This window comes from uncultured Pseudomonas sp. (genome assembly GCF_913777995.1).
Classification (GTDB): Bacteria; Pseudomonadota; Gammaproteobacteria; order Pseudomonadales; family Pseudomonadaceae; genus Aquipseudomonas.
In genome coordinates this window covers 45,672-69,372 of the sequence record NZ_CAJYVE010000051.1, presented here as the reverse complement: position 1 = coordinate 69,372, position 23,701 = coordinate 45,672, and the positions used below count along the sequence as shown (strand labels likewise).

Here is a 23,701-nt window from a genome sequence, read left to right as displayed (position 1 = left end):
TGGCATCACGCATCGCCAGCCAGTTGGCCTGCTGCATGTTGGCGCTGTCGATCAGCGGGTTGAGCTCGCGCAAGGTCCATTGCAGTGTCGGCGCGTTCTTGCGCTGTGCCAGGTGGTCACGCATGCGTGCATCGAAGCCACCCGCCGGCGCCAGGCCCGCGGGGGTCTGCAGCATGCCGATGGTGCCACCTGTGTAGAGAACGAGGAGATTCTTGACTGCACCCATGGAAGGATTCCGAAGCGAGGAGCGAAGGAAAGCCGGCCGCCCACGAGCGGGGCGGCCGGACAGGGCAGGGTATCAGCGCTGGTGCTGAAGTTCGCCAGCCGCTTTGTCAGTGGCTGTTTCAGCCTGAGGATTGGCTGGCCAGGCGGCACGGTCCAGGTCCAGGTCGGCAAATTTGCTGGAGTCGAAAACTGGCTGCTTGATGCCAGCCTTGCGCTGTACGTCGTAATCGCGCATCACGCGCAGGCCGACCTTGAACAGCAGGGCCAGGGCCACCAGGTTGACGAACGCCAGGCAGGTCATGGTGATGTCGGCGAAGGCGAACACGGTGCCCAGGTTCTGCATCGAACCCCAGCAGATCAGCGCCAGAACCAGGGCGCGGTAGCCGATCAGGGCAGTCTTGCTGCGGCCGACCATGAACTGCAGGGCGTTCTCGCCGAGGTAGTAGTTGTAGAGGATGCAGGTGAACACGAACAGGCTCAGGGCCACGCTGACGAAGGTACGACCCCAGTCACCGACCACGGCGGCCAGCGAGTTCTGGGTCAGGACGATGCCGTCGCCTTCGAAGCCAGGGGTGTAGAAGCCCGACAGCAAAATCAGCAGCGCGGTGCAGGTGCAGATCACGAAGGTGTCGAGGAACACGCTGAACGCCTGAACCACGCCCTGGGCGGCCGGGTGCTTGACCGAGGCCACGGCGGCGACGTTCGGTGCGCTGCCCAGGCCCGCTTCGTTGGCGAACACGCCACGTTTCACGCCCATCACGATGGCGCTGCCCAGCAGGCCGGCAAACGCTGGCTCCAGGCCGAAGGCGCTCTTGACGATGGTCACCAGCATGCCGGGTACCAGCTCGATCTGGGTGACGATCACGTACAGGGTCACGGCGATGTAGGCCAGGGTCTTGACCGGTACCAGCAGGTCCGAAACCGAGGCGATGCGCTTGATGCCGCCGATGAATACCAGGCCCAGCAGCACGGCCAGGGCAATGCCGCTGTACTGCACAGGGATGTCGAAGGCGTTCTGCAGCGAGTGGGTCACGGTGTACGACTGCAGGCCGTTGAAGGCGAAGCCGTAGGTGACCAGCAGCAGCACGGCGAAGACCATCGCCATCCAGCGCAGCTTCAGGCCGTGCTGAATGTAATAGGCCGGGCCGCCACGGTACAGGCCGTCACCGTCGCTCTGCTTGTAGACCTGCGCCAGGGTACATTCGAAGAAGCTGCTGGACATGCCCACCAGTGCGGTGACCCACATCCAGAACACTGCGCCTGGGCCGCCCAGGGTCACAGCGATACCCACGCCCGCGATGTTGCCGGCGCCGACCCGGCCGGCGAGGCTGAGCATCAGGGCCTGGAACGAGCTGAGTTGGCCGCCGCTGGCACGCAGCGATTCCTTGAACACGCTGAACATGTGGCGGAAGTGGCGGAATTGGACGAAGCGCGAGCGCAGGGTGAAGTAACTACCCAGGCCGACGATGAGTACGATCAGCACCTTCCCGGACAGGAAGTCGTTCAGTACTTCGAGCATGATGAGAATCCTCGGTTTTTCTTGTGATTGTTCGCACGCGAACCATGACGCGGTATGCGGTGGCTGATTTTTGAACATGACATTTGTAGATACAATTTCGCGGGTCGATACGATGTGATGCGACTTGATGCTATATTCGCGTCACTCGCATCTTCAGAGCCTTCCATGTCCAGTCACCTCGGTGAGAACCTCCGGCTCCTCTGCAGCCATTACCGCTCCATTGCCCTGGTTTGCAGGCAGATCGGCATCAACCGTGGGCAGTTCAACAAGTACCTGTCCGGGGACAGCCAGCCCACCGCCTTCAACCTCAAGCGCATCGGCGATTTCTTCGGCGTAGAGAGCTTCGAACTGGTATTGCCGCCAGAGCAGTTCGCCCGCCTGATCGGCGCCCGTGGCCTGCAGGTCGACGCCTCGGCCCGCCAGGATCCGCTCACGGAGTTGCTCAAGCCATTGCGCGAACGCTCCGGCGACTTGTCGCGCTACTGCGGTTATTACTTCGAATACGCCAACTGCATGTCGGTGCCGGGCACCATCCTGTTGTCGCTGGTGCACATGCGTGAAGAGGGCGGGGTGTTCATGTTCGAGCGTCAGGAACGCCAGGTGCTGGCCGGTGTGGGCCCGGCCGAGGATTCTGCGCGCTGCCGCTACCTGGGCGCGGCGTTTCAGCTGCACGACCGTCTGTTCCTGATCGACTACGAGTCGCTGACCTTCAACGAAGTCAGCCAGACCATCCTGATTCCCAGCTTCAAGAGCCGCATCACCCGTCTCAACGGCCTGAAGACCGGAGTGTCCAGCGGTGACCGCCGTACCCCGGCCTGTACCCGTGTGGTGTGGGAGTTCCTAGGCACGGAGATCAACCGCATCAATGCCTACCGCCAGGTGATGCTCTACCGCCCGGACGACCCGCGCATCGACGAGGACATCCGCCAGATCCTCGCCCACGGCCCGGTGCGCGACGGGCTGTTCGAGGTGGAGTGAGGCGCGGCGCATTCCATAGGAAAACGCTCGGGTAAAGGGCGATTCTGTTACCATGCGCGGCTGTCATTACCCGCCGTTCGTGTCCCATGCTCTTTCTCATCGCTTACATTGCCAGCGTCGTGCTGATCAACTTCGCCTTTTCCGCGGCGCCGCATCTGGACATCATCTGGTCGGCCTGGGGCGGCCTGGTGTTCATCCTGCGCGACATGGTGCAGACCCGTTTCGGCCATGGCGCCTTGCTTGCCATGCTGGCGGCGCTGCTGCTGTCGTATTTCACCAGCGAGCCGTCCATCGCATTGGCCAGCGCGACGGCCTTCGCGGTGTCGGAGCTGATCGACTGGCTGGTGTTCAGCATCACCCGTCGGCCGCTGCATGACCGGCTGTGGATCAGTTCGGCACTGAGCATTCCTCTCGATACCTTCATCTTCTTCGGCATGATCGACGCTTTTACCGCGCCGGTGCTGCTCACCGCGCTGGGCTCCAAGTTCGCCGGCGTCACCGCCGTGTGGCTGATCATGGCCTGGCGCATTCGTCGCCAGGGCTGCCCGGGATAACCCTGCAGGGCGCAGGGCTTCGTGGTAAATTGCGCGCCTTTCTTCCACGTGGCTGCTCGTGACTGCCGGGCTGCCCTCGACATCTGCTTCACGAGGACCTGAGATGACGCAAATCGGAACCCCACTGTCGCCCACCGCGACCCGCGTACTGCTGTGCGGCAGCGGCGAGCTGGGCAAGGAAGTCGTGATCGAACTGCAACGCCTTGGGGTCGAGGTCATCGCCGTCGACCGCTATGCCAATGCACCGGCCATGCAGGTCGCGCATCGCAGCCACGTGATCAACATGCTCGACGGCGCCGCCCTGCGTGCGGTCATTGAAGCGGAGAAACCGCACTACATCGTGCCGGAAATCGAAGCCATCGCCACCGCCACCCTGGTGGAGCTGGAAGCCGAGGGTTTCACCGTGGTGCCTACCGCGCGTGCCGCGCAACTGACCATGAACCGTGAGGGCATCCGGCGTCTGGCCGCCGAAGAGCTGGGCCTGCCGACTTCGCCGTACTTCTTCGCCGACACCTTCGAAGACTACAGCAAGGCCGTCGAGAGCCTGGGCTTCCCGTGCGTGGTCAAGCCGGTGATGAGTTCGTCGGGCAAGGGCCAGAGCCTGCTCAAGAGCGCCGCCGACATTCAGAAGGCCTGGGACTACGCCCAGGAAGGCGGACGTGCCGGCAAGGGCCGGGTGATCATCGAGGGCTTCATCGACTTCGATTACGAAATTACCCTGCTGACCGTGCGCCATGTGGGCGGCACCACCTTCTGCGCGCCGGTCGGCCACCGTCAGGAGAAGGGCGATTACCAGGAGTCCTGGCAGCCCCAGGCGATGAGCCCGGTCGCGTTGGCCGAGTCGGAGCGGGTCGCCAAGGCGGTCACCGAGGCCTTGGGCGGTCGTGGTCTGTTCGGCGTGGAGCTGTTCATCAAGGGCGACCAGGTGTGGTTCAGCGAAGTCTCGCCGCGCCCGCATGACACCGGCCTGGTGACCCTGATTTCCCAGGACCTGTCGCAGTTCGCCCTGCATGCCCGGGCGATTCTCGGCCTGCCAGTACCGGCGATTCGCCAGTTCGGTCCATCGGCGTCGTCGGTGGTGCTGGTCGAAGGCCAGTCGACCCAGACCGCCTTCGCCAACCTCGGCGCCGCCCTGGCCGAACCGGACACTGCGTTGCGCCTGTTCGGCAAGCCGGAAGTCAACGGCCAGCGCCGCATGGGCGTGGCCCTGGCCCGCGACGAATCCATCGAGGCCGCCCGCGCCAAGGCCAACCGGGCTTCCAGCGCGGTGAAGGTCGAGCTTTAAGCTCGGCAGCCACAAGCCACAAGCGAGAAAACCCCTCGCTTGTGGTCATTTGCTTCAGGTCCCAAGCAGCAAGTCGGCGCTACGCATTCAACTTGCCGCTTGGAACTTGCCGCTTGCGGCGTTTCAAAGCTCGGTATCGCGGGTTTCCTTCAACGCCAGCACCGCCAGCACGCTCAGCAGCGCCGCTGCCGAGACATAGCCCCCCACCCAGCTCAGGCCGCCCATGGCCACCAGCTTCTGCGCAAAGAAAGGTGCCACCGAGGCGCCGACGATGCCACCCAGGTTGTAGGCCGCCGAGGCCCCGGTGTAGCGCACGCGGGTCGGGAACAATTCCGGCAGCAGCGCGCCCATCGGTGCGAAGGTCACGCCCATCAGAAACAGCTCGATACTCAGGAACAGCGCCACGCTCCAGGTAGAGCCGTGGGTCAGCAGTGGCTCCATGAGAAAGCCCGAGACAATCGCCAGCACCCCGCCCACCACCAGCACCGGTTTGCGCCCGAAGCGGTCACTGGCCCAGGCCGACAGCGGTGTGGCCAGGGCCATGAACAGCACGGCGAAGCACAGCAGGCCGAGGAAGGTTTCGCGGCTGTAGCCCAGGGTCGAGACGCCGTAGCTGAGCGAGAACACCGTAGAGATGTAGAACAGCGCATAGCACACCACCATCGCCGCAGCGCCCAGCAGCATCGGCTTGCCGTGCTGGCCGAAGGTTTCCACGATGGGCAGGCGCAGCTGTTCATGACGGGCCAGGACCTTGGCAAAGGCAGGGGTTTCTTCCAGCTTCAGGCGTACGTACAGGCCGACCAGCACCAGCACGGCGCTGAGTAGGAACGGCACGCGCCAGCCCCAGTCGCGGAACTGCTGGTCGTCGAGCAGCATCGCCAGGGTCAGGAACAGGCCGTTGGCGGCCAGGAAGCCAATCGACGGGCCCAACTGCGGGAACATGCCGAACCAGGCGCGCTTTCCTTTCGGGGCGTTCTCGGTGGCCAGCAGCGCAGCACCGCCCCATTCACCACCCAGCCCCAGGCCCTGGCCGAAGCGCAGCAGGCACAACAGGATCGGCGCCCAGACACCGATGCTGGCGTAGCCAGGCAGCACGCCGATCAGCGTGGTGCTGATGCCCATCAGCAGCAGCGAGGCGACCAGGGTCGATTTGCGCCCGATGCGGTCGCCGAAGTGACCGAACAGGGCCGAACCCAGTGGACGGGCGAGAAAGGCGATGCCGAAGGTGAGGAACGACGAGAGCATCTGCGCCGCGCCCGAGGTTTGCGGGAAGAACACCGGGCCGATCACCAGCGCGGCCGCCGTGGCGTAAACGTAGAAGTCGTAGAACTCGATGGCGGTGCCGATGAAGCTGGCAGTGGCGACGCGCGCGGCGGAGTTGGCCGGCGGCGGCGAGGTGCTGTCGGTGTCGGCAAAGGTCGTGGAAGTCATGCGGAATATCCCTGTCATGGCGTCTGGTGCTGCACGGGCAGCCACAGGCTTTCATTATTGTGTGGCGGGTTATCGGGGCAGCGCTGAGCTGGGCGGCGCGGTTGGCCGGCGGGACAGGGGCAGGGCGCCAGGGTGGCGGGCCATGCCGGAGATGAGGCGTGAGGCGTTCAGGGCTGTGCTTGGCCGGACCCTGGGCGTGCGGGTAGCAACGGGGTCGGCCGGGCTGGGTAAGCCCAGGGATTATAGAAAGGCGTTTCGGCTTGAAACAAGTGGTAACAGGACTCCGCTCAGCGCAACGGGCGCAGGGGTGTCTGCTTCCACATCAATACACGGGTAATCCGGTTTTCTTCGGTTTCGAGGATTTCCAGGCGGTAAGGGCCGATCTTCAGGCACACCGGGCCCTCCGGAATGGTTTCCAGGGCTTCGGTGACCAGGCCGTTCAGAGTGCGCGGGCCGTCGGACGGCAGGTGCCAGCCCAGGCTCTTGTTCAGGTCGCGGATCGACGCCGCGCCGTCGACCTCAAGCTGGCCGTCGGCCAGATGGGTGATGTGCGGGTTGTCCAGGTGCTGGCTTTCGAATTCGCCGACGATCTCTTCGAGGATGTCTTCCAGGCTGACGATGCCCAGCACTTCGCCATATTCATCGACCACCACGCCAAGACGACGCTGCTGTTTGTGGAAATTCAGCAGTTGCAGCTGCAGTGGCGTGCTTTCAGGGACGAAGTAGGGCTCGTAGCACACCGCCAGCAGTTGTTCCTTGGTCAGCTCCGCCTCCGGCAACAGGTGGCTGATCTGTCGGGTGTTGAGCACGCCCTGAATCTGGTTGATGTCGTCGTGGTAAATCGGCAGGCGAGTGTGGCGGGAGCCTTTCAGCCGCTCGATGATCTGCTCGATAGGGTCGTCGAGGTTGATGCCGTCCACTTCGTTGCGCGGGACCAGGATGTCGTTGACGGTCATCCGGTCCAGGGCCTGCAGACCTGCCAGTACGCCACTGGGCAGCGAAGGGCTGGCGTCATTCGGGTGTGCGCTGCTGGACGCCGGCTCGTCGTGCTGTACCTGGCCTGGCGGAGCCGGGCGGCGTACGAACGGGCGCAGCAGCAGGCGGGCGATGCCGTCGAGCAGCCAGGTCAGTGGCCGCAACAGGCGCAGGGGACCGGCCAGGCCTGCGCCCAATTGCAGGGTTGCCTGGGGGTAGCGAGCGGCCAGGTGTCGCGGCAGGTATTGGACGAACACCAGCAGCAGGGCGCTGCTGCCCAGCCAGGCCAGCAATGGCCACTGGTTATAGCCCTGGCGCACCACCAGCAGCAGGCTGAGCACGACCAGCAGGGCTTTGCACAGGGTATTGCCGAGCACCAGAGTAGGCAGATCGAGGTCGTTTTTCCCGCGCTTGGGGGCCTGGCCGAGGGCCGCTTCCACGGCAGTGAAGAGTCCCGACCAGAGGGTCAGGAGGATCAGCGCACCGAGCAAGGGGCCGACGGGCAGCGTATCCATGGCGTGTGGCCTGTCAGATGTGCAGGATGAATTCGCGGACCAGCTTGCTGCCGAAATAGGCCAGCATCAGCAGGCAGAAGCCGCCGAGGGTCCAGCGGATCGCCTTGTGCCCGCGCCAGCCCAGACGCGTACGACCCCACAGCAGCACGCTGAATACCACCCAGGCCAGGCAGGCCAACAGGGTCTTGTGTACCAGGTGCTGGGCGAACAGGTTTTCGACGAAGATCCAGCCCGACACCAGCGACAGCGACAGCAGTGTCCAGCCGGCCCAGAGGAAGCCGAACAGCAGGCTTTCCATGGTCTGCAGCGGCGGGAAGTTGCGGATCAGCCCCGAAGGGTGCTTGTGCTTGAGCTGGTAGTCCTGCAACAGCAGTAGCAGTGCCTGGAATACCGCGATGGTGAACATGCCGTAGGCAAGGATCGACAGCATCACGTGGCTGAGGATGCCGGGCTCTTCGAGCACCGGCTGCACCGTGCCGCTGGGCACGAATTGCGCCAGCAGGGCGGTGACCATGCCCAGGGGGAAGAGCAGCGCAAGCAGGTTTTCCACCGGAATACGGATGGTCGCCAGCAGGGTCAGGACGATCACCGACAGGGCGATCAGGCTGGCGGCGTTGAAGAAGTCCAGGCCCAGGCCGGTCGGGCGCAGCAGTTGCGAATACAGGCCGATGGCGTGGGCAATGACGGCCAAGGCGCCGAGCAGACCGAGCAGGCGTTTGTCCGGGCGGATCGCCTGGCGCAGGCGCAGACCTTGATAGACGGTCGCGGCGGCGTACAGGCCGGCGGCGGCGAGAGTGGGAAACAGGCTGGCTGGCAAAGGGAACATAGATCCTGACGGGCGGGCCCTGAAAGGCGCTGAGTTTGGCATACAACCGGCGTGACACGAAAGAGCGCTCGAGACTCCGCAGAGCGCGGTGTCGCTGGCCGGCCAGCGCCGCCATGGCGCCGGTGGACGCGGCGCCGCATGGCTGGTGTCCGTGTGCCGGACTCTCGGCTATAATCGGCGCCCTGTTCAGGCCGCAGGCTTGCCGCGCGCCATTCATCTGCATCTCGGGCCGGACCGCACAGTACCGCTGGCGGCCGCAGCCTCAAAGGAACGCGCATGTTTGAAAACCTAACCGAACGCCTTTCACAGACGCTGCGCCACGTCACCGGCAAGGCCAAGCTGACCGAAGACAACATCAAGGACACGCTGCGCGAAGTGCGCATGGCGTTGCTCGAAGCCGATGTGGCGCTGCCGGTGGTCAAGGACTTCGTCAACAACGTCAAGGAACGCGCCGTCGGCACCGAGGTGTCGCGCAGCCTGACGCCAGGCCAGGCGTTCGTGAAGATCGTCCAGGCCGAGCTGGAAAGCATCATGGGCGCGGCCAACGAGGACCTGACCCTCAACGTCGCGCCGCCTGCCGTGGTACTGATGGCCGGCCTGCAGGGTGCGGGCAAGACCACCACCGCCGGCAAGCTGGCCAAGTTCCTCAAGGAGCGCAAGAAGAAGTCGGTGATGGTGGTGTCGGCCGACGTCTACCGTCCGGCTGCGATCAAACAGCTGGAAACCCTGGCCAACGACCTAGACGTGACCTTCTTCCCGTCCGACATCAGCCAGAAGCCGGTGGCCATTGCCCAGGCGGCGATCCAGGAAGCCAAGCTCAAGTTCATCGACGTGGTCATCGTCGACACCGCCGGTCGCCTGCACGTCGATGCCGAGATGATGACCGAGATCCAGGCCTTGCATGCTGCGGTCAAGCCGGTCGAAACGCTGTTCGTGGTCGACGCCATGACCGGCCAGGACGCCGCCAACACCGCCAAGGCCTTCGGCGATGCGCTGCCGCTGACCGGTGTGATCCTTACCAAGGTCGACGGTGACGCGCGTGGCGGTGCCGCGCTTTCGGTGCGAGCCATCACCGGCAAGCCGATCAAGTTCATCGGTATGGGCGAGAAGAGCGAAGCCCTCGAGCCGTTCCACCCCGACCGTATCGCCTCGCGCATTCTCGGCATGGGCGACGTGCTCAGCCTGATCGAGCAGGCCGAGCAGACCCTGGACCGCGAAAAGGCCGACAAGCTCGCCAAGAAAATCAAGAAAGGCAAGGGCTTCGACCTCGAAGACTTCCGCGACCAGCTGCAACAGATGAAGAACATGGGCGGCCTTGGCGGCCTGATGGACAAGCTGCCGAGCATCGGCGGCATGAACCTCTCGCAGATGGGCAATGCCCAGGGCGCGGCCGAGAAGCAGTTCAAGCAGATGGAAGCCATCATCAACTCCATGACCCCGGCCGAGCGCCGCGACCCCGAGCTGATCAGCGGTTCGCGCAAGCGCCGTATCGCCATGGGCTCGGGCACTCAGGTGCAGGACATCGGCCGGCTGATCAAGCAGCACAAGCAGATGCAGAAGATGATGAAGAAATTCTCCAACAAGGGCGGCATGGCCAAGATGATGCGCGGTCTGGGCGGCATGTTCCCCGGCGGCGGCATGCCGAAGATGTAACCCGAACAACCGGGCATGGCGCAGGCCATGCCCGTTCGTCGTGCAGCCTCAAGGCTGCGCGCCTTCCCGGGAAGGAAGGAAACGTCCGGCCACTGCGGTGGCCGCCCCATGCAGATCGGCACCGCGGGCTCTCGGGCAGCGGAAAAAGGCTTTGCAAAACTCGGGATATTCCTTGAGAATATGCGGCCTTTTGGGCACCCGTGCCCATTGTGCAACAAAGATTTGCAGCACCATTAACAGGAACGATGTTCAATGCTAACCATTCGTCTTGCCCTTGGCGGCTCCAAGAAGCGCCCTTTCTACCATGTGACTGTTACAGACAGCCGCAACGCCCGTGACGGCTCCCACAAAGAGCAGATCGGTTTCTTCAACCCCATCGCTCGTGGTCAGGAAGTTCGTCTGTCCATCAACGAAGAACGCCTGAACTACTGGCTGGGTGTTGGCGCTCAGACCTCCGAGCGCGTTGCTCAGCTGATCAAAGAGCACAACAAGACCAAGGCCGCGGCCTGAGTCTTATGAACGCGACGCCTGCATCTGCCGACGACCTGATCGTCATTGGCAAGATTTTTTCGGTTCATGGCGTTCGCGGCGAAGTGAAGGTGTACTCCTTCACGGATCCGATTGACAACCTGCTGGACTACCCGACCTGGACGCTGCGGCGCGAAGGGCGTGTGGAAAAACAGGTAGAGCTGATCAGTGGACGCTTGCAAGGCAAGTTCCTGGTCGCGAAGCTCAAGGGTCTCGACGATCGCGACGAAGCACGTCTTCTGTCCGGTTGCGAAATCTGCGTGCCGAGCAGCCTGTTCCCTGATCTGGATGATGGCGAGTACTACTGGTATCAACTGGAAGGCCTCAAGGTCATCGATACGCACGGGCAATTGCTCGGTCAGATCGATCACCTGCTTGAAACCGGCTCGAACGATGTAATGGTGGTAAAGCCCTGCGCGGGCAGCCTGGATGATCGCGAACGCCTGTTGCCCTATACGGAGCACTGCGTGTTGGCCGTTGACCTTGCAGCCGGCGAGATGAAGGTGGATTGGGATGCGGACTTCTGAATGCCATGGCTAGCCTGCGCATAGAGGTCATTACGCTGTTTCCCGAGATGTTCTCCGCCATCAGCGAATACGGCATAACCAGCCGTGCGGTGAAGCAGGAGCTGTTGCAGCTCACTTGCTGGAATCCGCGGGACTACACCACGGATCGCCATCACACTGTTGACGATCGCCCTTTCGGCGGCGGCCCCGGCATGGTGATGAAGATCAAGCCCCTGGAAGATGCACTGGCCGAGGCCAGGCAGGCAGCCGGGGACAAGGCGAAGGTGATCTACCTTTCGCCGCAAGGCCGCAGGCTGAATCAGCCGGCGGTGCGCGAACTGGCGCAGGAGAATGCTCTGATTCTCATCGCTGGTCGTTATGAAGGCATCGATGAGCGTTTCATTGAAGCGCACGTGGATGAAGAGTGGTCGATCGGGGACTATGTCCTGTCCGGTGGCGAGCTGCCGGCGATGGTGCTGATCGATGCGGTTACACGACTGCTGCCTGGAGCTTTAGGGCATGTGGACTCTGCGGAGGAAGACTCCTTCACGGACGGTCTGCTGGATTGCCCGCACTACACCCGACCTGAGGTGTATGCGGATCAGCGTGTTCCCGACGTATTGCTAAGTGGCAATCACGCACACATCCGGCGTTGGCGTTTGAAACAGTCCCTTGGGCGGACGTTCGAACGACGCGCTGATCTTCTGGAAAGTCGCTCGCTTTCTGGAGAAGAGCAGAAGCTGCTCGCGGAATACATCCGTGAGCGGGACGATAGTAAACGTATCGATGGTTGATCCGGGAGGATCACCTTAGGAGCACAAGCATGACCAACAAAATCATTCTGGCCCTCGAAGCCGAGCAGATGCAGAAAGAAATCCCGGCCTTCGCCCCGGGCGACACCGTTGTCGTTCAGGTGAAAGTGAAGGAAGGCGATCGTAGCCGTCTGCAAGCCTTCGAAGGCGTTGTCATCGCCAAGCGTAACCGCGGTGTGAACAGTGCTTTCACCGTTCGCAAGATCTCCAGCGGCGTTGGCGTTGAGCGTACCTTCCAGACCTACAGCCCACAGATCGACAGCCTGTCGGTCAAGCGCCGCGGCGACGTTCGCAAGGCCAAGCTGTACTACCTGCGCGACCTGTCCGGCAAGGCAGCCCGCATCAAGGAAAAACTGTCCTGATACAGTTTTTCGGTCCACGAAAAAGCAGCCTTCGGGCTGCTTTTTTGTTGCCTGGCGTTTATCCCTCGACGTGGCTGTAGTAGGTTCTGGCATTCCGATGCCTGACCGAGCCACCATGCCTGCGCTTGAACACCCCCTGATCGATCGCTTTCTCGATGCCTTGTGGCTGGAGAAAGGCCTTTCCGACAATACCCGCGAGTCCTATCGCAGTGACCTTGAACTGTTCAATGGCTGGCTGCAGGAGCGCGGCGTCGAGCTGTCCGCTGCCGGCCGCGAAGTGGTCCTCGATCACCTGGCCTGGCGTCTGGAGCAGGGCTACAAGCCACGCTCCACGGCGCGTTTTCTCTCCGGGGCCAGAGGCTTTTACCGCTATCTGCTGCGCGAGAAACTGATTGCGACCGACCCGACCTTGCAGGTGGAAATGCCCCAGCTGGGCAAACCGCTGCCCAAGTCCTTGTCGGAAGCCGATGTCGAGGCCTTGCTGGCGGCACCGGATCTTGGCGAAGCCATCGGTGAGCGTGACCGCGCCATGCTGGAAGTGCTCTATGCCTGTGGTTTGCGGGTGACCGAACTGGTGGGCCTGACCCTGGAGCAGGTCAACCTGCGTCAGGGCGTGCTGCGGGTGATGGGTAAGGGCAGCAAGGAACGCCTGGTGCCGATGGGTGAGGAGGCCATTGCCTGGGTCGAGCGCTACCTGCGCGGCGCCCGCCAGGAACTGCTCGGTGGTCGGCCCAGCGACGTATTGTTTCCCAGCCTGCGCGGCGAACAGATGACCCGCCAGACCTTCTGGCACCGCATCAAGCAGCATGCCATTACGGCGGGCATCAACAAGTCGCTGTCGCCGCACACCCTGCGCCATGCCTTTGCTACCCATTTGCTCAACCACGGCGCCGACCTGCGCGTGGTGCAGATGCTACTGGGGCACAGCGACCTCTCGACCACGCAGATCTACACCCACATAGCCCGTGCTCGACTGCAGGAACTGCATGCCACCCATCACCCACGTGGCTAGAGGCCGCGTGGGATCGAGTGGAACTGCAGTCGCGAAGGCGCCCGGCTACAGCCAATACTGGTCAACGAGACCGTTGGAGCATCTCAAGCCGGTCCTACCGATCGAAGGCAACTGCTGATGCTCACGGGTAGGCTTGCATCGCGAATGGCCATGCCCCCCGAATTCGTTACAGCGGTGTAAAAGCGATGCAATTTGCCCGACGGTGCGGGTCCGTCTTGCCGGGGGAATATGGTAGGCTTTGCCGGTTTCGCGGAACGAGGTGTACCCGGCAGGGTCGCATGCCCTCGAACCCGTCCGCCGTCATAGGAGTTTCCATGCGCTTGCCTTCCATTTTCGCTGTCGCTTCCCTGGTGCTGGCCAGCACATTCAGCCTTTTCGCCCAGGCCGATGCCGGTGCCGAGCAGGCCATTCGCAAGACGCTCGACTCGCTGGATCTCGAACTGCCGGTAGAAAGCATCGCCAGCAGCCCCTTCAACGGCCTCTATGAAGTCAAGCTCAAGGGCGGTCGCGTGCTGTATGCCAGCGCCGACGGCCAGTTCGTGGTGCAGGGCTACCTGTTCCAGATCCAGGACGGCAAGCCCGTCAACCTGACCGAGAAAACCGAACGCAAGGCCATCGCCCAGACCATCAACGGCATTCCGACCACTGAAATGGTCATCTACCCAGCTGTCGGCGAGGCCAAGTCGCACATTACCGTGTTCACCGATACCACCTGCCCGTACTGCCACAAGCTTCACGAGGAAGTCGGCCAGCTCAACAAGCTGGGCGTCGAGGTGCGTTACGTTGCATTCCCACGCCAGGGCCTCGGCTCGCCGGGTGACCAGCAGCTGCAGGCGGTGTGGTGCTCCAAGGATCGCAAGTCGGCCATGGACCAGATGGTCGAAGGCAAGAACATCAAGGCGCCCAAGTGCGATAACCCGGTCCGCAAGCAGTTCGAGATCGGCCAGTCGATCGGTGTGAACGGCACGCCGGCCATCGTCCTGGCCGACGGCCAGGTGATCCCGGGGTATCAGCCGGCGGCCCAGGTGGCCAAGCTGGCCCTGGGCGCCAAGTAATTCATCTTTCCAGCTGCATGCATGTGGCTGTATTAGTGCGGCTGCCCGAGGGGGTGGCCGCTTTACGGGGAGTTCATCAGTGAAACCGGTCAAAGTAGGCATCTGTGGGCTGGGTACCGTAGGTGGCGGTACCTTCAACGTGCTTCAGCGCAACGCCGAGGAAATTGCCCGTCGTGCCGGGCGTGGCATCGAAGTCGCGCAGATTGCTGTTCGTACACCAAACCCCAACTGCCAGATCGCCGGAACCCCGACCACCTCTGACGTGTTCGAAGTCGCCAGCAACCCCGAGATCGACGTGATCGTCGAGCTGATCGGCGGCTACACCGTGGCCCGCGAGCTGGTGCTCAAGGCCATCGACAATGGCAAGCACGTGGTCACCGCCAACAAGGCGCTGATTGCCGTGCATGGCAACGAAATCTTCGCCCGTGCCCGCGAGAAGGGCGTCATCGTCGCCTTCGAGGCTGCCGTGGCTGGTGGTATCCCGGTGATCAAGGCGATCCGTGAAGGCCTGTCGGCCAACCGCATCAACTGGGTGGCCGGCATCATCAATGGCACGGGCAACTTCATTCTCACGGAAATGCGCGAGAAGGGCCGCACCTTCCCAGACGTGCTGGCCGAAGCCCAGGCGCTGGGTTATGCCGAAGCCGACCCGACCTTCGACGTCGAAGGCATCGACGCGGCGCACAAGCTGACCATCCTGGCCTCCATCGCCTTTGGCATTCCGCTGCAGTTCGACAAGGCCTACACCGAAGGCATCACCAAGCTGACCACGGCCGACGTGAATTACGCCGAAGCGCTGGGCTACCGCATCAAGCACCTGGGCGTGGCGCGCAGTACCGAGCAGGGCATCGAGCTGCGTGTGCACCCGACGCTGATCCCGGCCGACCGCCTGCTGGCCAACGTCAACGGCGTAATGAACGCCGTGATGGTCAACGGTGACGCTTCGGGCTCCACGCTGTTCTACGGTGCCGGTGCCGGTATGGAGCCGACCGCTTCCTCGGTGGTCGCCGACCTGGTCGACGTGGTGCGGGCGATGACTTCCGACCCGACCAACCGCGTGCCGCACCTGGCCTTCCAGCCCGACTCGCTGTCCGCACATCCGATCCTGCCGATCGAAGCCTGCGAAAGCGCTTACTATCTGCGCATCCAGGCCAAGGATCACCCAGGCGTGCTGGCCCAGGTCGCGAGCATCCTGTCCGAGCGCGGCATCAACATCGAATCGATCATGCAGAAGGAAGTGGAAGAGCAGGACGGCCTGGTGCCGATGATCCTGCTGACCCATCGGGTCGTGGAGCAGCGCATCAACGATGCCATCCAGGCCCTGGAAGCCCTGCAGGATGTCGTCGGCCCCGTGGTCCGCATCCGTGTCGAACACCTGAATTAACCAGCAGCGGCACGCTGCCAGCTTCGAGCTGCAAGAACAAGCCGTCCCCGCTTTACTTGCCGCCTGGAACTGGCAGCGTGCCGCTCAAATCAAAGGTTTGCACCCATGCGTTATATCAGTACTCGCGGCAAAGCCCCGGCGTTGAACTTCGAAGACGTGCTGCTGGCTGGCCTGGCCAGTGACGGCGGCCTGTACGTGCCGGAAAACCTGCCGCGCTTCACCCAGGAGGAGATCGCTTCCTGGGCCGGCCTGCCGTATCACGAGCTGGCGTTCCGAGTGATGCGACCCTTCGTCGAAGGCAGCATCGCCGACGCCGATTTCAAGAAGATCCTCGAAGAAACCTACGGCGTATTCGCCCACAGCGCTGTCGCACCGTTGCGTCAGCTCGACGGTAACGAATGGGTGCTGGAGCTGTTCCACGGCCCGACCCTGGCGTTCAAGGACTTTGCCCTGCAACTGCTCGGCCGCCTGCTCGATCACGTGCTGGCCAAGCGCGGCGAGCGCGTGGTGATCGTCGGCGCCACCTCCGGTGACACCGGCTCGGCGGCCATCGAAGGCTGCCGTCGTTGCGACAACGTCGACATCTTCATCCTGCACCCGCACAACCGCGTGTCTGACGTGCAGCGTCGCCAGATGACCACCATCCTCGGCGACAACATCCACAACATCGCTGTGGAAGGCAACTTCGACGACTGCCAGGAAATGGTCAAGGCCAGCTTCGCCGACCAGGGCTTCCTCAAGGGCACTCGCCTGGTGGCGGTCAACTCGATCAACTGGGCGCGGATCATGGCCCAGATCGTCTACTACTTCCATGCCGCACTGCAGCTTGGCGGTCCGGCGCGCTCGGTCTCCTTCTCGGTGCCGACCGGCAACTTCGGCGATATCTTCGCCGGCTACCTGGCTCGCAACATGGGCCTGCCGGTCAACCAGCTGATCGTGGCGACCAACCGCAACGACATCCTGCACCGCTTCATGAGCGGCAATCAGTACGTCAAGGATGCCCTGCACCCGACACTGTCGCCGTCCATGGACATCATGGTGTCGTCGAACTTCGAACGCCTGCTGTTCGACATGCACGGTCGCAATGGTGCAGCCATCGCCGAGCTGATGGACACCTTCAAGCAGGGTGGCGGCTTCAGCGTCGAGCAGGATCGCTGGACCGAAACCCGCAAGCTGTTCGACTCTCTGGCGGTCAGCGACGAGCAGACCTGCGAAACCATCGCCCAGGTCTTCGCCCGTACCGGTGAAGTGCTCGACCCGCACACGGCCATCGGCGTGCGTGCTGCTCGCGAATGCCGCCGCAGCCTGGACATCCCGATGGTGGTGCTGGGCACCGCGCATCCGGTCAAGTTCCCCGAGGCGGTAGAGAAGGCCGGCGTCGGCAAGGCGCTGGAGCTTCCGGCGCACTTGTCCGACCTGTTCCAGCGTGAAGAGCGTTGCACCGTACTGCCGAACGACCTCAAGGCCGTACAGGCCTTCGTCAGCCAGCATGGCAACCGCGGCAAGCCGCTGTGACCGAATAGTCGTGTAACAACTTGGGCCCGCCTTCTGGCGGGCCTTTTCGTTCCTGCATGCCAAACTCTGCCGCTTGATTCACCAGGCAAGAGTGATGGTCGTGAAGCAGGCAAGCAAGGAAGGACCGTTCGCCAGGGCGGTCAGGGGACACAGGCACTGGAGGTGGCAGACATGGCCGCTGCTGCTGCTGGTGTGGCTCGTTCAACCGGTGGGGGCGGCGCAGAGCCTGCCTTTCACCCTGGCACCACCGTTCGTGACGGTCGAGCGACTCGAGTTGGCCGACAACGAGCGCCGCTGGCTGGAGGGGCGTGGCGCCTTGCGGGTCGGTATCGTGATCGCCGAGAACGAGCCGGTCGATATCACCACCGACCGCAATCGCTACCAGGGCATCAGTGCCGACTACCTAGCCCTGCTTGAGCAGAAGCTGGGCGTGCCGCTGTCATTGACCGGCTTCAACCAGCATGACGAAGCCATTACCGCACTGCGCGTTGGCACCATCGACCTGCTCAGCAGTGCCGGCGGTTTCGAAAGGGGCCAACCAGGCCTGGCCCTCTCGCGTGACTACATGCCGGACCGTTCAGTGGTGGTGGTCAGGGGCAAGGCGCTGCCGCCGTCCCATGGCCTGGCGGGCTGGAAGATCGCCCTGCTGGACGATTACGCCGACCTGCGCACCGTGCAGCGCACCTACCCCGACAGCGAAGTGTTGCTGGCCCCCAATCTCTACAGCGCCATGGAGGCCCTGAGCCAGGGTGACGTGCAGGCGTTCATCGGCAGCGAGCTGGTGGTGCGGGCCTTTCTGGTGACGCGCCCTTACCTCGACCTGCAGATCCACTCCGAGAGCGCGCTGCCGCCGCATGGCCTGGCCTTCGCGATGCGTGCCGGCGAACGGCGCCTCAAGGCCTTGGTGGACCAGGCCCTGGACAGCCTGGAGCCGTCCGTGCGGCGCGAGGTGCTGGGGCGTTGGACCTCGGGATTGAACAGCGAGGTCGGTGAGCAGCGCATTCCCCTGAGCAGTGTCGAGCGACGCTGGCTGGCCCGCCATCCACAGGTCAGCGTGGCGACCTCCCAGCAGCCGCCGTTCATTTATCGTGACAAGCAGGGGCAATGGGTCGGGCTCAATGTCGACGTATTGGCGCGCATTTCGCGTATGACCGGCCTGCAGTTCGTCTACCACGAAGCGCCTTCCACCCAGGCCAGCCTGGAGCTGCTACGCAGCGGCGAGGCGCAGATGAACACCACTCTGGCGGAGAATCCCGAGCGAAAGCTGTTTCTGAATTTTACTTACTCCTTCGGCGGCAACACCTGGGTGTTCGTGGTCCGTGCCGGCGAGCCTTCACCAGACAGCCTGGCCGCCATGAGTGGTCAGGTGCTGGCCCTGCCGGCACGGCATGCCCTGGAGGGCGAGATTCGTCGGCATTACCCCGATGTTCAGCTGCACTTGGTCGACACCTACGCGCAGGCCCGTGAGCTGGTAGAAAGCGGCCAGGCGTACGCGACCATCCAGAACGAGGCAGGCGCCTACCTGTTCCCCTCCGAGGCCCTGAAAGTGGGCCGCGGCGTGGAAGGCAAGTGGTCGCCCGACCGCTTCTCGGTGATCAAGACCCAGCCTGAACTGCTGAGCATCCTCAACAAGGCGCTGGAAGAGTTTCCGATCTCCGAGATGCGCGCCATCCGCATGAAATGGCTGGGTACCCCGCTGCCACAGCCCGGCCTGTGGAGCCGTGTGCCGTCCTGGCTGGTCTGGAGTGCGATTCTGGCGCTGATGCTGGTCCTGGTTTCGTTGGCCTGGAACAGCCGCCTGCGCATCCAGATCCGTCAGCGGCGCCAGGCCGAAGCCATGCTCAACGACCAGCTGGCTTTCAAGCAGGCGCTGTTCGATGCGCTGCCCATGCCGGTCTATGTGCTCGACCTGGAAGGCCGGCTGGTGTCGTGCAACCGCAGCTACGAGCACTTTTTCGACATTGGTGTCGAGCACATGCAAGGTCGGCGGCTGATCGACGTGGAACTGCTGCCCGCTGCCCTGGCCGCCGAGCTGCATGCCGATTGCATGCGCCTGCTGGGCAGCGGCGAACCGGTGTTCGCCGGGCGCACCCTGGACCTGCCTGGCCGGCGTGTCGAGGCTTGGCAATGGAGTGTGCCGTTATGTGCCGCCGATGGTCAGCGTCAGGGAGTATTGGGCGGCTGGGTCGACCTGAGCGAGCGTCGGCGGCTGGAAAGCCGGCTGGAGCAGGTGGCCCAGGTGCATGGCTGCATGAGCCGGGAAATCCGTGCGCTGATCGACACCCTGGCCTGCGAGTGTGAACGCAGCACCGGCCAGGGCGGGGTGCCGGTGGAGCGGCTGTTGAGCGTGCAGCGTTCGATCCTGCACCTGGCCATGCTGCTCGATCAGCCCATCGAGGCTGGCGACCATGCTCAGGAGGCCTCTTGCAGCTGTAACTGAACGGCTGGTTTTTTCCCTGTCATCTTTGCCAGGCATGCTCGGTGCAGAGGATGTTCACGGGTTGGCAAGCCACTTGCAGAACTTTCTGCGATCTAGGCAGGTCAGTGGTAGACATCTTGTCGTTCAATAAAATGAGGGGTGATCCATATGGAAAATATCAGCTTGCTGCTGGGTGAAGCACTGGCGCCCTATCAGGTCGGTATCGGGGCGGCCGGTTCGGACGGTGAATGTCTGGTGACCCTCAAGGATGTTTCTGGCGCCGTGGTGATCGAGCGCCGCTTCAAGGTCGACCAGCTGCGTGACAAGCACCAGCTCACCGATGTCGTCGACGGTCTGCACCGCGACCTGATGGTGGCCGAAGGGCGTCTTGAGCCCTGCATGATCGCGGCGATGCGCAACGCCGCTGCCCGCCAGCCGCTCGTCGCCTCGGGGCCGTTCGCCTGACAACCGAGGTACCGGGCAGGAACCTTGTGCCGTTGGCGGGTTCCTATCAGGTATGGCAGGAACGTTCATTGTGCTCCGGTGAACGCCGCCTGCCGTCCGGCCCAAGGGCCAAGGTTGACCCCGATCAGTCATCCCCGCTGTTCGGGGTTTCTTTTTGCCCGCTCAATCCTTGAAGAAGCCTGCCGAGTCCTGCAGGTATTCGGCACGCCGCACCGGGTCCAGCCATTCGGCGTAGAGTGACTTGAGCGGCTCGCGCAGTTCGCGCATTTCCCTGTTGATCACGACCATGGCCGCGCGTCCCTGCTCGGTGTTCGAGCAACCGATATGGGTGTACTGGTACTTGGGTACGTCCTTGATCGGCAGGAAGGTCAGTTCGCTTTCGTCGATACCCTGCTGCAACGCCTGGTAGCGGGCCTCCGGCCAGTAGGCGAGCATGGCTTGCAGCCTTCCCAGGCGCTCCATTTGCAGCATGCTGCCGATCGCGCTGTTGCCGTAGTGCTGCTTGAGCTCATCGGCCGGCGCCTTGCTGAGGATTTCGTCGATGACTGTGCCATAGCTGCGTTCGGCGACGATGCCGAGCTTGAAGGTCTGGCTGGCCAGCAGGGTGCGCAGATCGACCTGGCCGTCGCTGACGAAGGGCGCGATCTGGGGCATTTGCTCCTTGCGTACGATCAGGCCGTTGCTGAACACCACGTAGGTGGGAATGGAAAACAGGATGGTCTTGGCCCGCGCGGCGGTCCACAGCAGGGTCGGGTCGCAGGTGAAGCCCGGTTCGTTGAGCATCTGCAGGCCACGGGCACGGTTGACCTGCATCAGCGTGTGGTCGTACTGCGGCATGCGGGCGATCAGCAGCGGCATCATCCGATCGATGGCCCCCTGGCCCTGGTAGGGGCCGGCGGCAATGGTCACGGGGGGCATGTCGCGCATCAGCCAGGTCAGGGTGTCCTTGGCCTGGCTGGATAACGGAAAGGCACACAGGCCGGTGATCATCAGCCAGGCCGACAGGCGCAGGCATGCTAGAGAGCGGCACATGCGTAGAAATCGTCCATGGGAAGGGGCTTCAAATTGCACCATAAAGGCGCATTTCGCCAGTATATTTTGTGAAGGTTGCCTGACAATTTTCCGTAACGCCGGGCAGTCCCGTCGTTCGGGCAGCGCGCAATCGGTTAAACTTGCCGGCTTTCTCCTGCTCCGGAAGCCCGTCCATGGCCCAGCCGTCGACCACCTACAAGTTCGAACTCAACCTCACCGACATCGACCGGGGGGTCTACGAAAGCGTCAAGCAGACCATCGCTCGGCATCCCTCTGAAACCGAAGAGCGCATGGCCGTGCGCCTGCTGGCCTATGCCCTGTGGTTCAACGAGCAACTGGCGTTCGGTCGTGGCCTGTCGGACGTCGACGAGCCGGCCCTGTGGGAAAAAAGCCTGGATGATCGCGTGCTGCACTGGATCGAAGTCGGCCAGCCAGACCTTGAGCGCCTGACTTGGTGTTCTCGGCGCACCGAACGCACCAGCCTGCTGGCCTACGGTAGCCTGCGGGTGTGGGAAGGCAAGGTGGTGCCCGGCGCCAGGCAGTTGAAGAACGTCAGCATTGCTGCAGTACCCCAGGACGTGCTCGAAGTGCTGGCCCATGACATGCCGCGTGCCATCAAGTGGGACGTGATGATCAGCGACGGTACGGTGTTCGTCACCGATGACCGGGGTCAGCACGAAGTGCAACTGCAATGGCTGGTGGGTGAGCGCGGCTGAAGCCGCTCCTGGTCCTTATTCACCTGTACTGGCCCTAGGCTCAATACAGTTCGATTAAGCGGCATGTGGCTTGGTGGGAGCGGCTTTAGCCGCGAAAGCGCCAGGAAACTCACTGCATCTGATGTGAACAGGCGATTACTTCGCGGCTGAAGCCGCTGCTACCCGGCTTAACTGACCAGTATTGGCCCTAGGCTGAAATACGACACGAGACACTGAATCACCATGCGTATCGAACACCGCCCGTTACCCGACCCCCTGCCGCTGCTTGGCGACCTGCCCCCTCTGCTGACCCGGCTTTATGCCTCGCGGGGCGTGAGTTCGGCGCAGGAGCTGGACAAGGGGCTGGCGCGACTGATTCCGTATCAGCAGCTCAAGGGTATCGAGGCGGCGGTGGACCTGCTGGTCGACGCCTTACAGCAAGGTCAGCGCATCCTCATCGTCGGCGACTTCGATGCCGATGGCGCCACCGCCAGTACCGTCGGCGTGCTGGGCCTGCGCCAGCTGGGCGCTGCCCACGTGGATTATCTGGTGCCCAACCGCTTCGAGTACGGCTACGGGCTGACCCCGGAGATCGTCGAAGTGGCCCTGCAGCGCTCGCCACAGTTGCTGATGACCGTCGATAACGGCATCTCCAGTGTCGAGGGCGTGGCTGCGGCCAAGGCGGCGGGGCTCAAGGTACTGGTTACCGACCACCACCTGCCGGGCCACGAACTGCCAGCCGCCGACGCCATCGTCAATCCGAACCAGCCGGGCTGCGAGTTCCCCAGCAAGTCCCTGGCCGGTGTTGGCGTGATGTTCTATGTGCTGATGGCCTTGCGTGCGCGGCTGCGTGGACTTGGCTGGTTCGCCAGCCGTGCCGAGCCCAACCTGGGTGACCTGCTCGACCTGGTGGCGCTGGGCAGCGTGGCCGACGTGGTGCCGTTGGATGCCAACAACCGCATTCTGGTCCATCAGGGGCTGATGCGAATCCGCGCCGGCCGCGCCCGGCCGGGCCTGCGCGCCATTCTGGAGGTGGCGCGTCGCGATCCGTCGCGCATCACTTCGACCGACCTGGGCTTCATCCTGGGCCCGCGCCTCAATGCCGCTGGCCGCCTGGATGACATGAGTCTGGGCATCGAATGCCTGCTCTGCGAAGACCCGGTGCTGGCGCGAGAGATGGCTACCCAGCTTGACGAACTCAACCAGGACCGCAAGAACATCGAACAGGGCATGCAGCGTGAAGCCCTGGCCCAGCTCAAGGACCTGGCCGAGGATTCGCTGCCCTTCGGCCTGTGCCTGTTCGAGCCGGATTGGCACCAGGGGGTGATCGGCATCCTCGCCTCGCGTCTTAAAGAGCGCTATCACCGCCCAGCCATCGCGTTCGCCAGTGCCGGCGAAGGCATGCTCAAGGGCTCGGCCCGCTCGGTGCCGGGCTTCCATATTCGCGATGCGCTGGACGCCGTGGCGGCGCGGCATCCAGAGCTGATCAGCAAGTTCGGCGGCCACGCCATGGCGGCTGGCCTGTCCTTGCCGGAAGCCAACTTTCCAGCCTTTTGCCAGGCCTTCGATGAAGAAGTGCGTCGGCAACTCAGCGAGGATGACCTGACCGGACGGCTGCTGTCCGACGGCACCCTGGCGGTCGAGGAGTTCCACCTGGAGCTGGCTCGCGCCCTGCGCAACGCCGGCCCTTGGGGGCAGCATTTTCCCGAGCCGTTGTTCCATGGGGTGTTTCAGCTGGCCGAGCAGCGGGTGGTGGGTGAGCGGCACCTGAAAATGGTGCTCAAGACCGAATGTGGCAGCGTGCGCCTGGAGGGTATCGCGTTCGGGGTGGATCGCGAGGTATGGCCCAACCCCAACATTCGCTGGGTGGAGTTGGCCTACCGGCTGGATCTCAACGAATTTCGCGGCAACGAGACCGTGCAGTTGCTGGTGACCCACATCGCGCCGCGCTGAGG

At 63.3% G+C, this 23,701-nt stretch carries 21 protein-coding genes and 1 pseudogene; 16 read left to right on the top strand and 6 right to left on the bottom strand.

Features of this window, described 5'->3' with window-relative positions; translation table 11 throughout:
* A partial coding sequence (locus QZ497_RS20710) for an asparaginase domain-containing protein (RefSeq protein ID WP_295478966.1) occupies positions 1–226 on the bottom strand: 226 nt, incomplete at its 3' end.
* 72 nt (positions 227–298) lie between these two features.
* Entirely contained in the window at positions 299–1,744 is a 1,446-nt protein-coding gene (locus tag QZ497_RS20705) for a sodium:alanine symporter family protein (RefSeq protein ID WP_295478963.1), read from the bottom strand.
* A 165-nt stretch (positions 1,745–1,909) separates the two neighbouring features.
* On the opposite strand from QZ497_RS20705, the gene QZ497_RS20700 reads away from it, so the two are divergent.
* From QZ497_RS20700 to purT, 3 genes are all read left to right on the top strand, one after another.
* On the top strand, positions 1,910–2,722 hold the full coding sequence (locus QZ497_RS20700) for a helix-turn-helix transcriptional regulator (RefSeq protein ID WP_295478961.1): 813 nt from the start codon (positions 1,910–1,912) through the stop codon (positions 2,720–2,722).
* Positions 2,723–2,808: 86 nt separating this feature from the next.
* Complete coding sequence (locus tag QZ497_RS20695) at positions 2,809–3,276, top strand: VUT family protein (protein ID WP_295478959.1); 468 nt, start codon at positions 2,809–2,811, stop codon at positions 3,274–3,276.
* 103 nt (positions 3,277–3,379) lie between these two features.
* A complete protein-coding gene (gene purT / locus QZ497_RS20690) occupies positions 3,380–4,561 on the top strand; it encodes a formate-dependent phosphoribosylglycinamide formyltransferase (protein ID WP_295478958.1) in 1,182 nt (393 codons plus the stop codon).
* Between the two features lie 123 nt (positions 4,562–4,684).
* Here the strand turns inward: purT and QZ497_RS20685 are convergent, their stop codons facing one another.
* The 3 genes from QZ497_RS20685 to ccsA all read right to left on the bottom strand — a co-directional run bounded on the left by QZ497_RS20685 (position 4,685) and on the right by ccsA (position 8,308).
* Complete coding sequence (locus QZ497_RS20685; protein ID WP_295478956.1) at positions 4,685–5,992, bottom strand: MFS transporter; 1,308 nt, start codon at positions 5,990–5,992, stop codon at positions 4,685–4,687.
* 287 nt (positions 5,993–6,279) lie between these two features.
* Entirely contained in the window at positions 6,280–7,482 is a 1,203-nt protein-coding gene (locus QZ497_RS20680; RefSeq protein WP_295478954.1) for a transporter associated domain-containing protein, read from the bottom strand.
* Positions 7,483–7,495: 13 nt separating this feature from the next.
* On the bottom strand, positions 7,496–8,308 hold the full coding sequence (ccsA, locus tag QZ497_RS20675) for a cytochrome c biogenesis protein CcsA (protein WP_295478952.1): 813 nt from the start codon (positions 8,306–8,308) through the stop codon (positions 7,496–7,498).
* Between the two features lie 276 nt (positions 8,309–8,584).
* Here ccsA and ffh point away from each other — a divergent pair, with 276 nt between their 5' ends.
* The 11 genes and pseudogenes from ffh (at position 8,585) to QZ497_RS20620 (ending at position 20,019) form a co-directional block, all read left to right on the top strand.
* A complete protein-coding gene (ffh, locus tag QZ497_RS20670) occupies positions 8,585–9,961 on the top strand; it encodes a signal recognition particle protein (RefSeq protein WP_295478950.1) in 1,377 nt (458 codons plus the stop codon).
* Positions 9,962–10,213: 252 nt separating this feature from the next.
* Positions 10,214–10,471, top strand: coding sequence for a 30S ribosomal protein S16 (gene rpsP / locus QZ497_RS20665; RefSeq protein WP_295478948.1), 258 nt, complete (start codon positions 10,214–10,216; stop codon positions 10,469–10,471).
* Positions 10,472–10,476: 5 nt separating this feature from the next.
* Complete coding sequence (rimM, locus tag QZ497_RS20660) at positions 10,477–11,016, top strand: ribosome maturation factor RimM (RefSeq protein WP_295478946.1); 540 nt, start codon at positions 10,477–10,479, stop codon at positions 11,014–11,016.
* A 5-nt stretch (positions 11,017–11,021) separates the two neighbouring features.
* The gene (trmD, locus tag QZ497_RS20655; RefSeq protein WP_295478944.1) at positions 11,022–11,789 is read left to right on the top strand and encodes a tRNA (guanosine(37)-N1)-methyltransferase TrmD; all 768 of its coding nucleotides are present in this window, start codon (positions 11,022–11,024) and stop codon (positions 11,787–11,789) included.
* Positions 11,790–11,818: 29 nt separating this feature from the next.
* Positions 11,819–12,169 (top strand): 50S ribosomal protein L19, encoded by a 351-nt coding sequence (gene rplS / locus QZ497_RS20650; RefSeq protein WP_295478941.1) that lies wholly within the window; start codon positions 11,819–11,821, stop codon positions 12,167–12,169.
* A gap of 115 nt (positions 12,170–12,284) precedes the next feature.
* Entirely contained in the window at positions 12,285–13,181 is an 897-nt protein-coding gene (xerD, locus tag QZ497_RS20645) for a site-specific tyrosine recombinase XerD (RefSeq protein WP_295478938.1), read from the top strand.
* A gap of 314 nt (positions 13,182–13,495) precedes the next feature.
* On the top strand, positions 13,496–14,236 hold the full coding sequence (locus tag QZ497_RS20640) for a thioredoxin fold domain-containing protein (protein WP_295478934.1): 741 nt from the start codon (positions 13,496–13,498) through the stop codon (positions 14,234–14,236).
* A gap of 79 nt (positions 14,237–14,315) precedes the next feature.
* Entirely contained in the window at positions 14,316–15,620 is a 1,305-nt protein-coding gene (locus QZ497_RS20635; protein ID WP_295478931.1) for a homoserine dehydrogenase, read from the top strand.
* A gap of 105 nt (positions 15,621–15,725) precedes the next feature.
* Positions 15,726–17,135, top strand: coding sequence for a threonine synthase (gene thrC / locus QZ497_RS20630; RefSeq protein ID WP_295478928.1), 1,410 nt, complete (start codon positions 15,726–15,728; stop codon positions 17,133–17,135).
* 178 nt (positions 17,136–17,313) lie between these two features.
* A pseudogene (locus QZ497_RS20625) lies at positions 17,314–19,455 on the top strand (transporter substrate-binding domain-containing protein); the annotation flags it as partial.
* 267 nt (positions 19,456–19,722) lie between these two features.
* Positions 19,723–20,019 carry a DUF3509 domain-containing protein gene (locus QZ497_RS20620; protein ID WP_295478925.1) on the top strand — a complete coding sequence of 99 codons (297 nt, stop codon included), beginning with the start codon at positions 19,723–19,725 and terminating at the stop codon, positions 20,017–20,019.
* A gap of 162 nt (positions 20,020–20,181) precedes the next feature.
* Here QZ497_RS20620 and QZ497_RS20615 read toward each other — a convergent pair whose 3' ends face one another.
* Entirely contained in the window at positions 20,182–21,009 is an 828-nt protein-coding gene (locus QZ497_RS20615) for a TIGR02285 family protein (RefSeq protein ID WP_295478974.1), read from the bottom strand.
* Positions 21,010–21,224: 215 nt separating this feature from the next.
* Here QZ497_RS20615 and QZ497_RS20610 point away from each other — a divergent pair, with 215 nt between their 5' ends.
* Positions 21,225–21,767 carry a YaeQ family protein gene (locus QZ497_RS20610; protein ID WP_295478922.1) on the top strand — a complete coding sequence of 181 codons (543 nt, stop codon included), beginning with the start codon at positions 21,225–21,227 and terminating at the stop codon, positions 21,765–21,767.
* Between the two features lie 222 nt (positions 21,768–21,989).
* The gene (recJ, locus tag QZ497_RS20605; protein ID WP_295478919.1) at positions 21,990–23,699 is read left to right on the top strand and encodes a single-stranded-DNA-specific exonuclease RecJ; all 1,710 of its coding nucleotides are present in this window, start codon (positions 21,990–21,992) and stop codon (positions 23,697–23,699) included.
* Positions 23,700–23,701 lie beyond the last annotated feature (2 nt).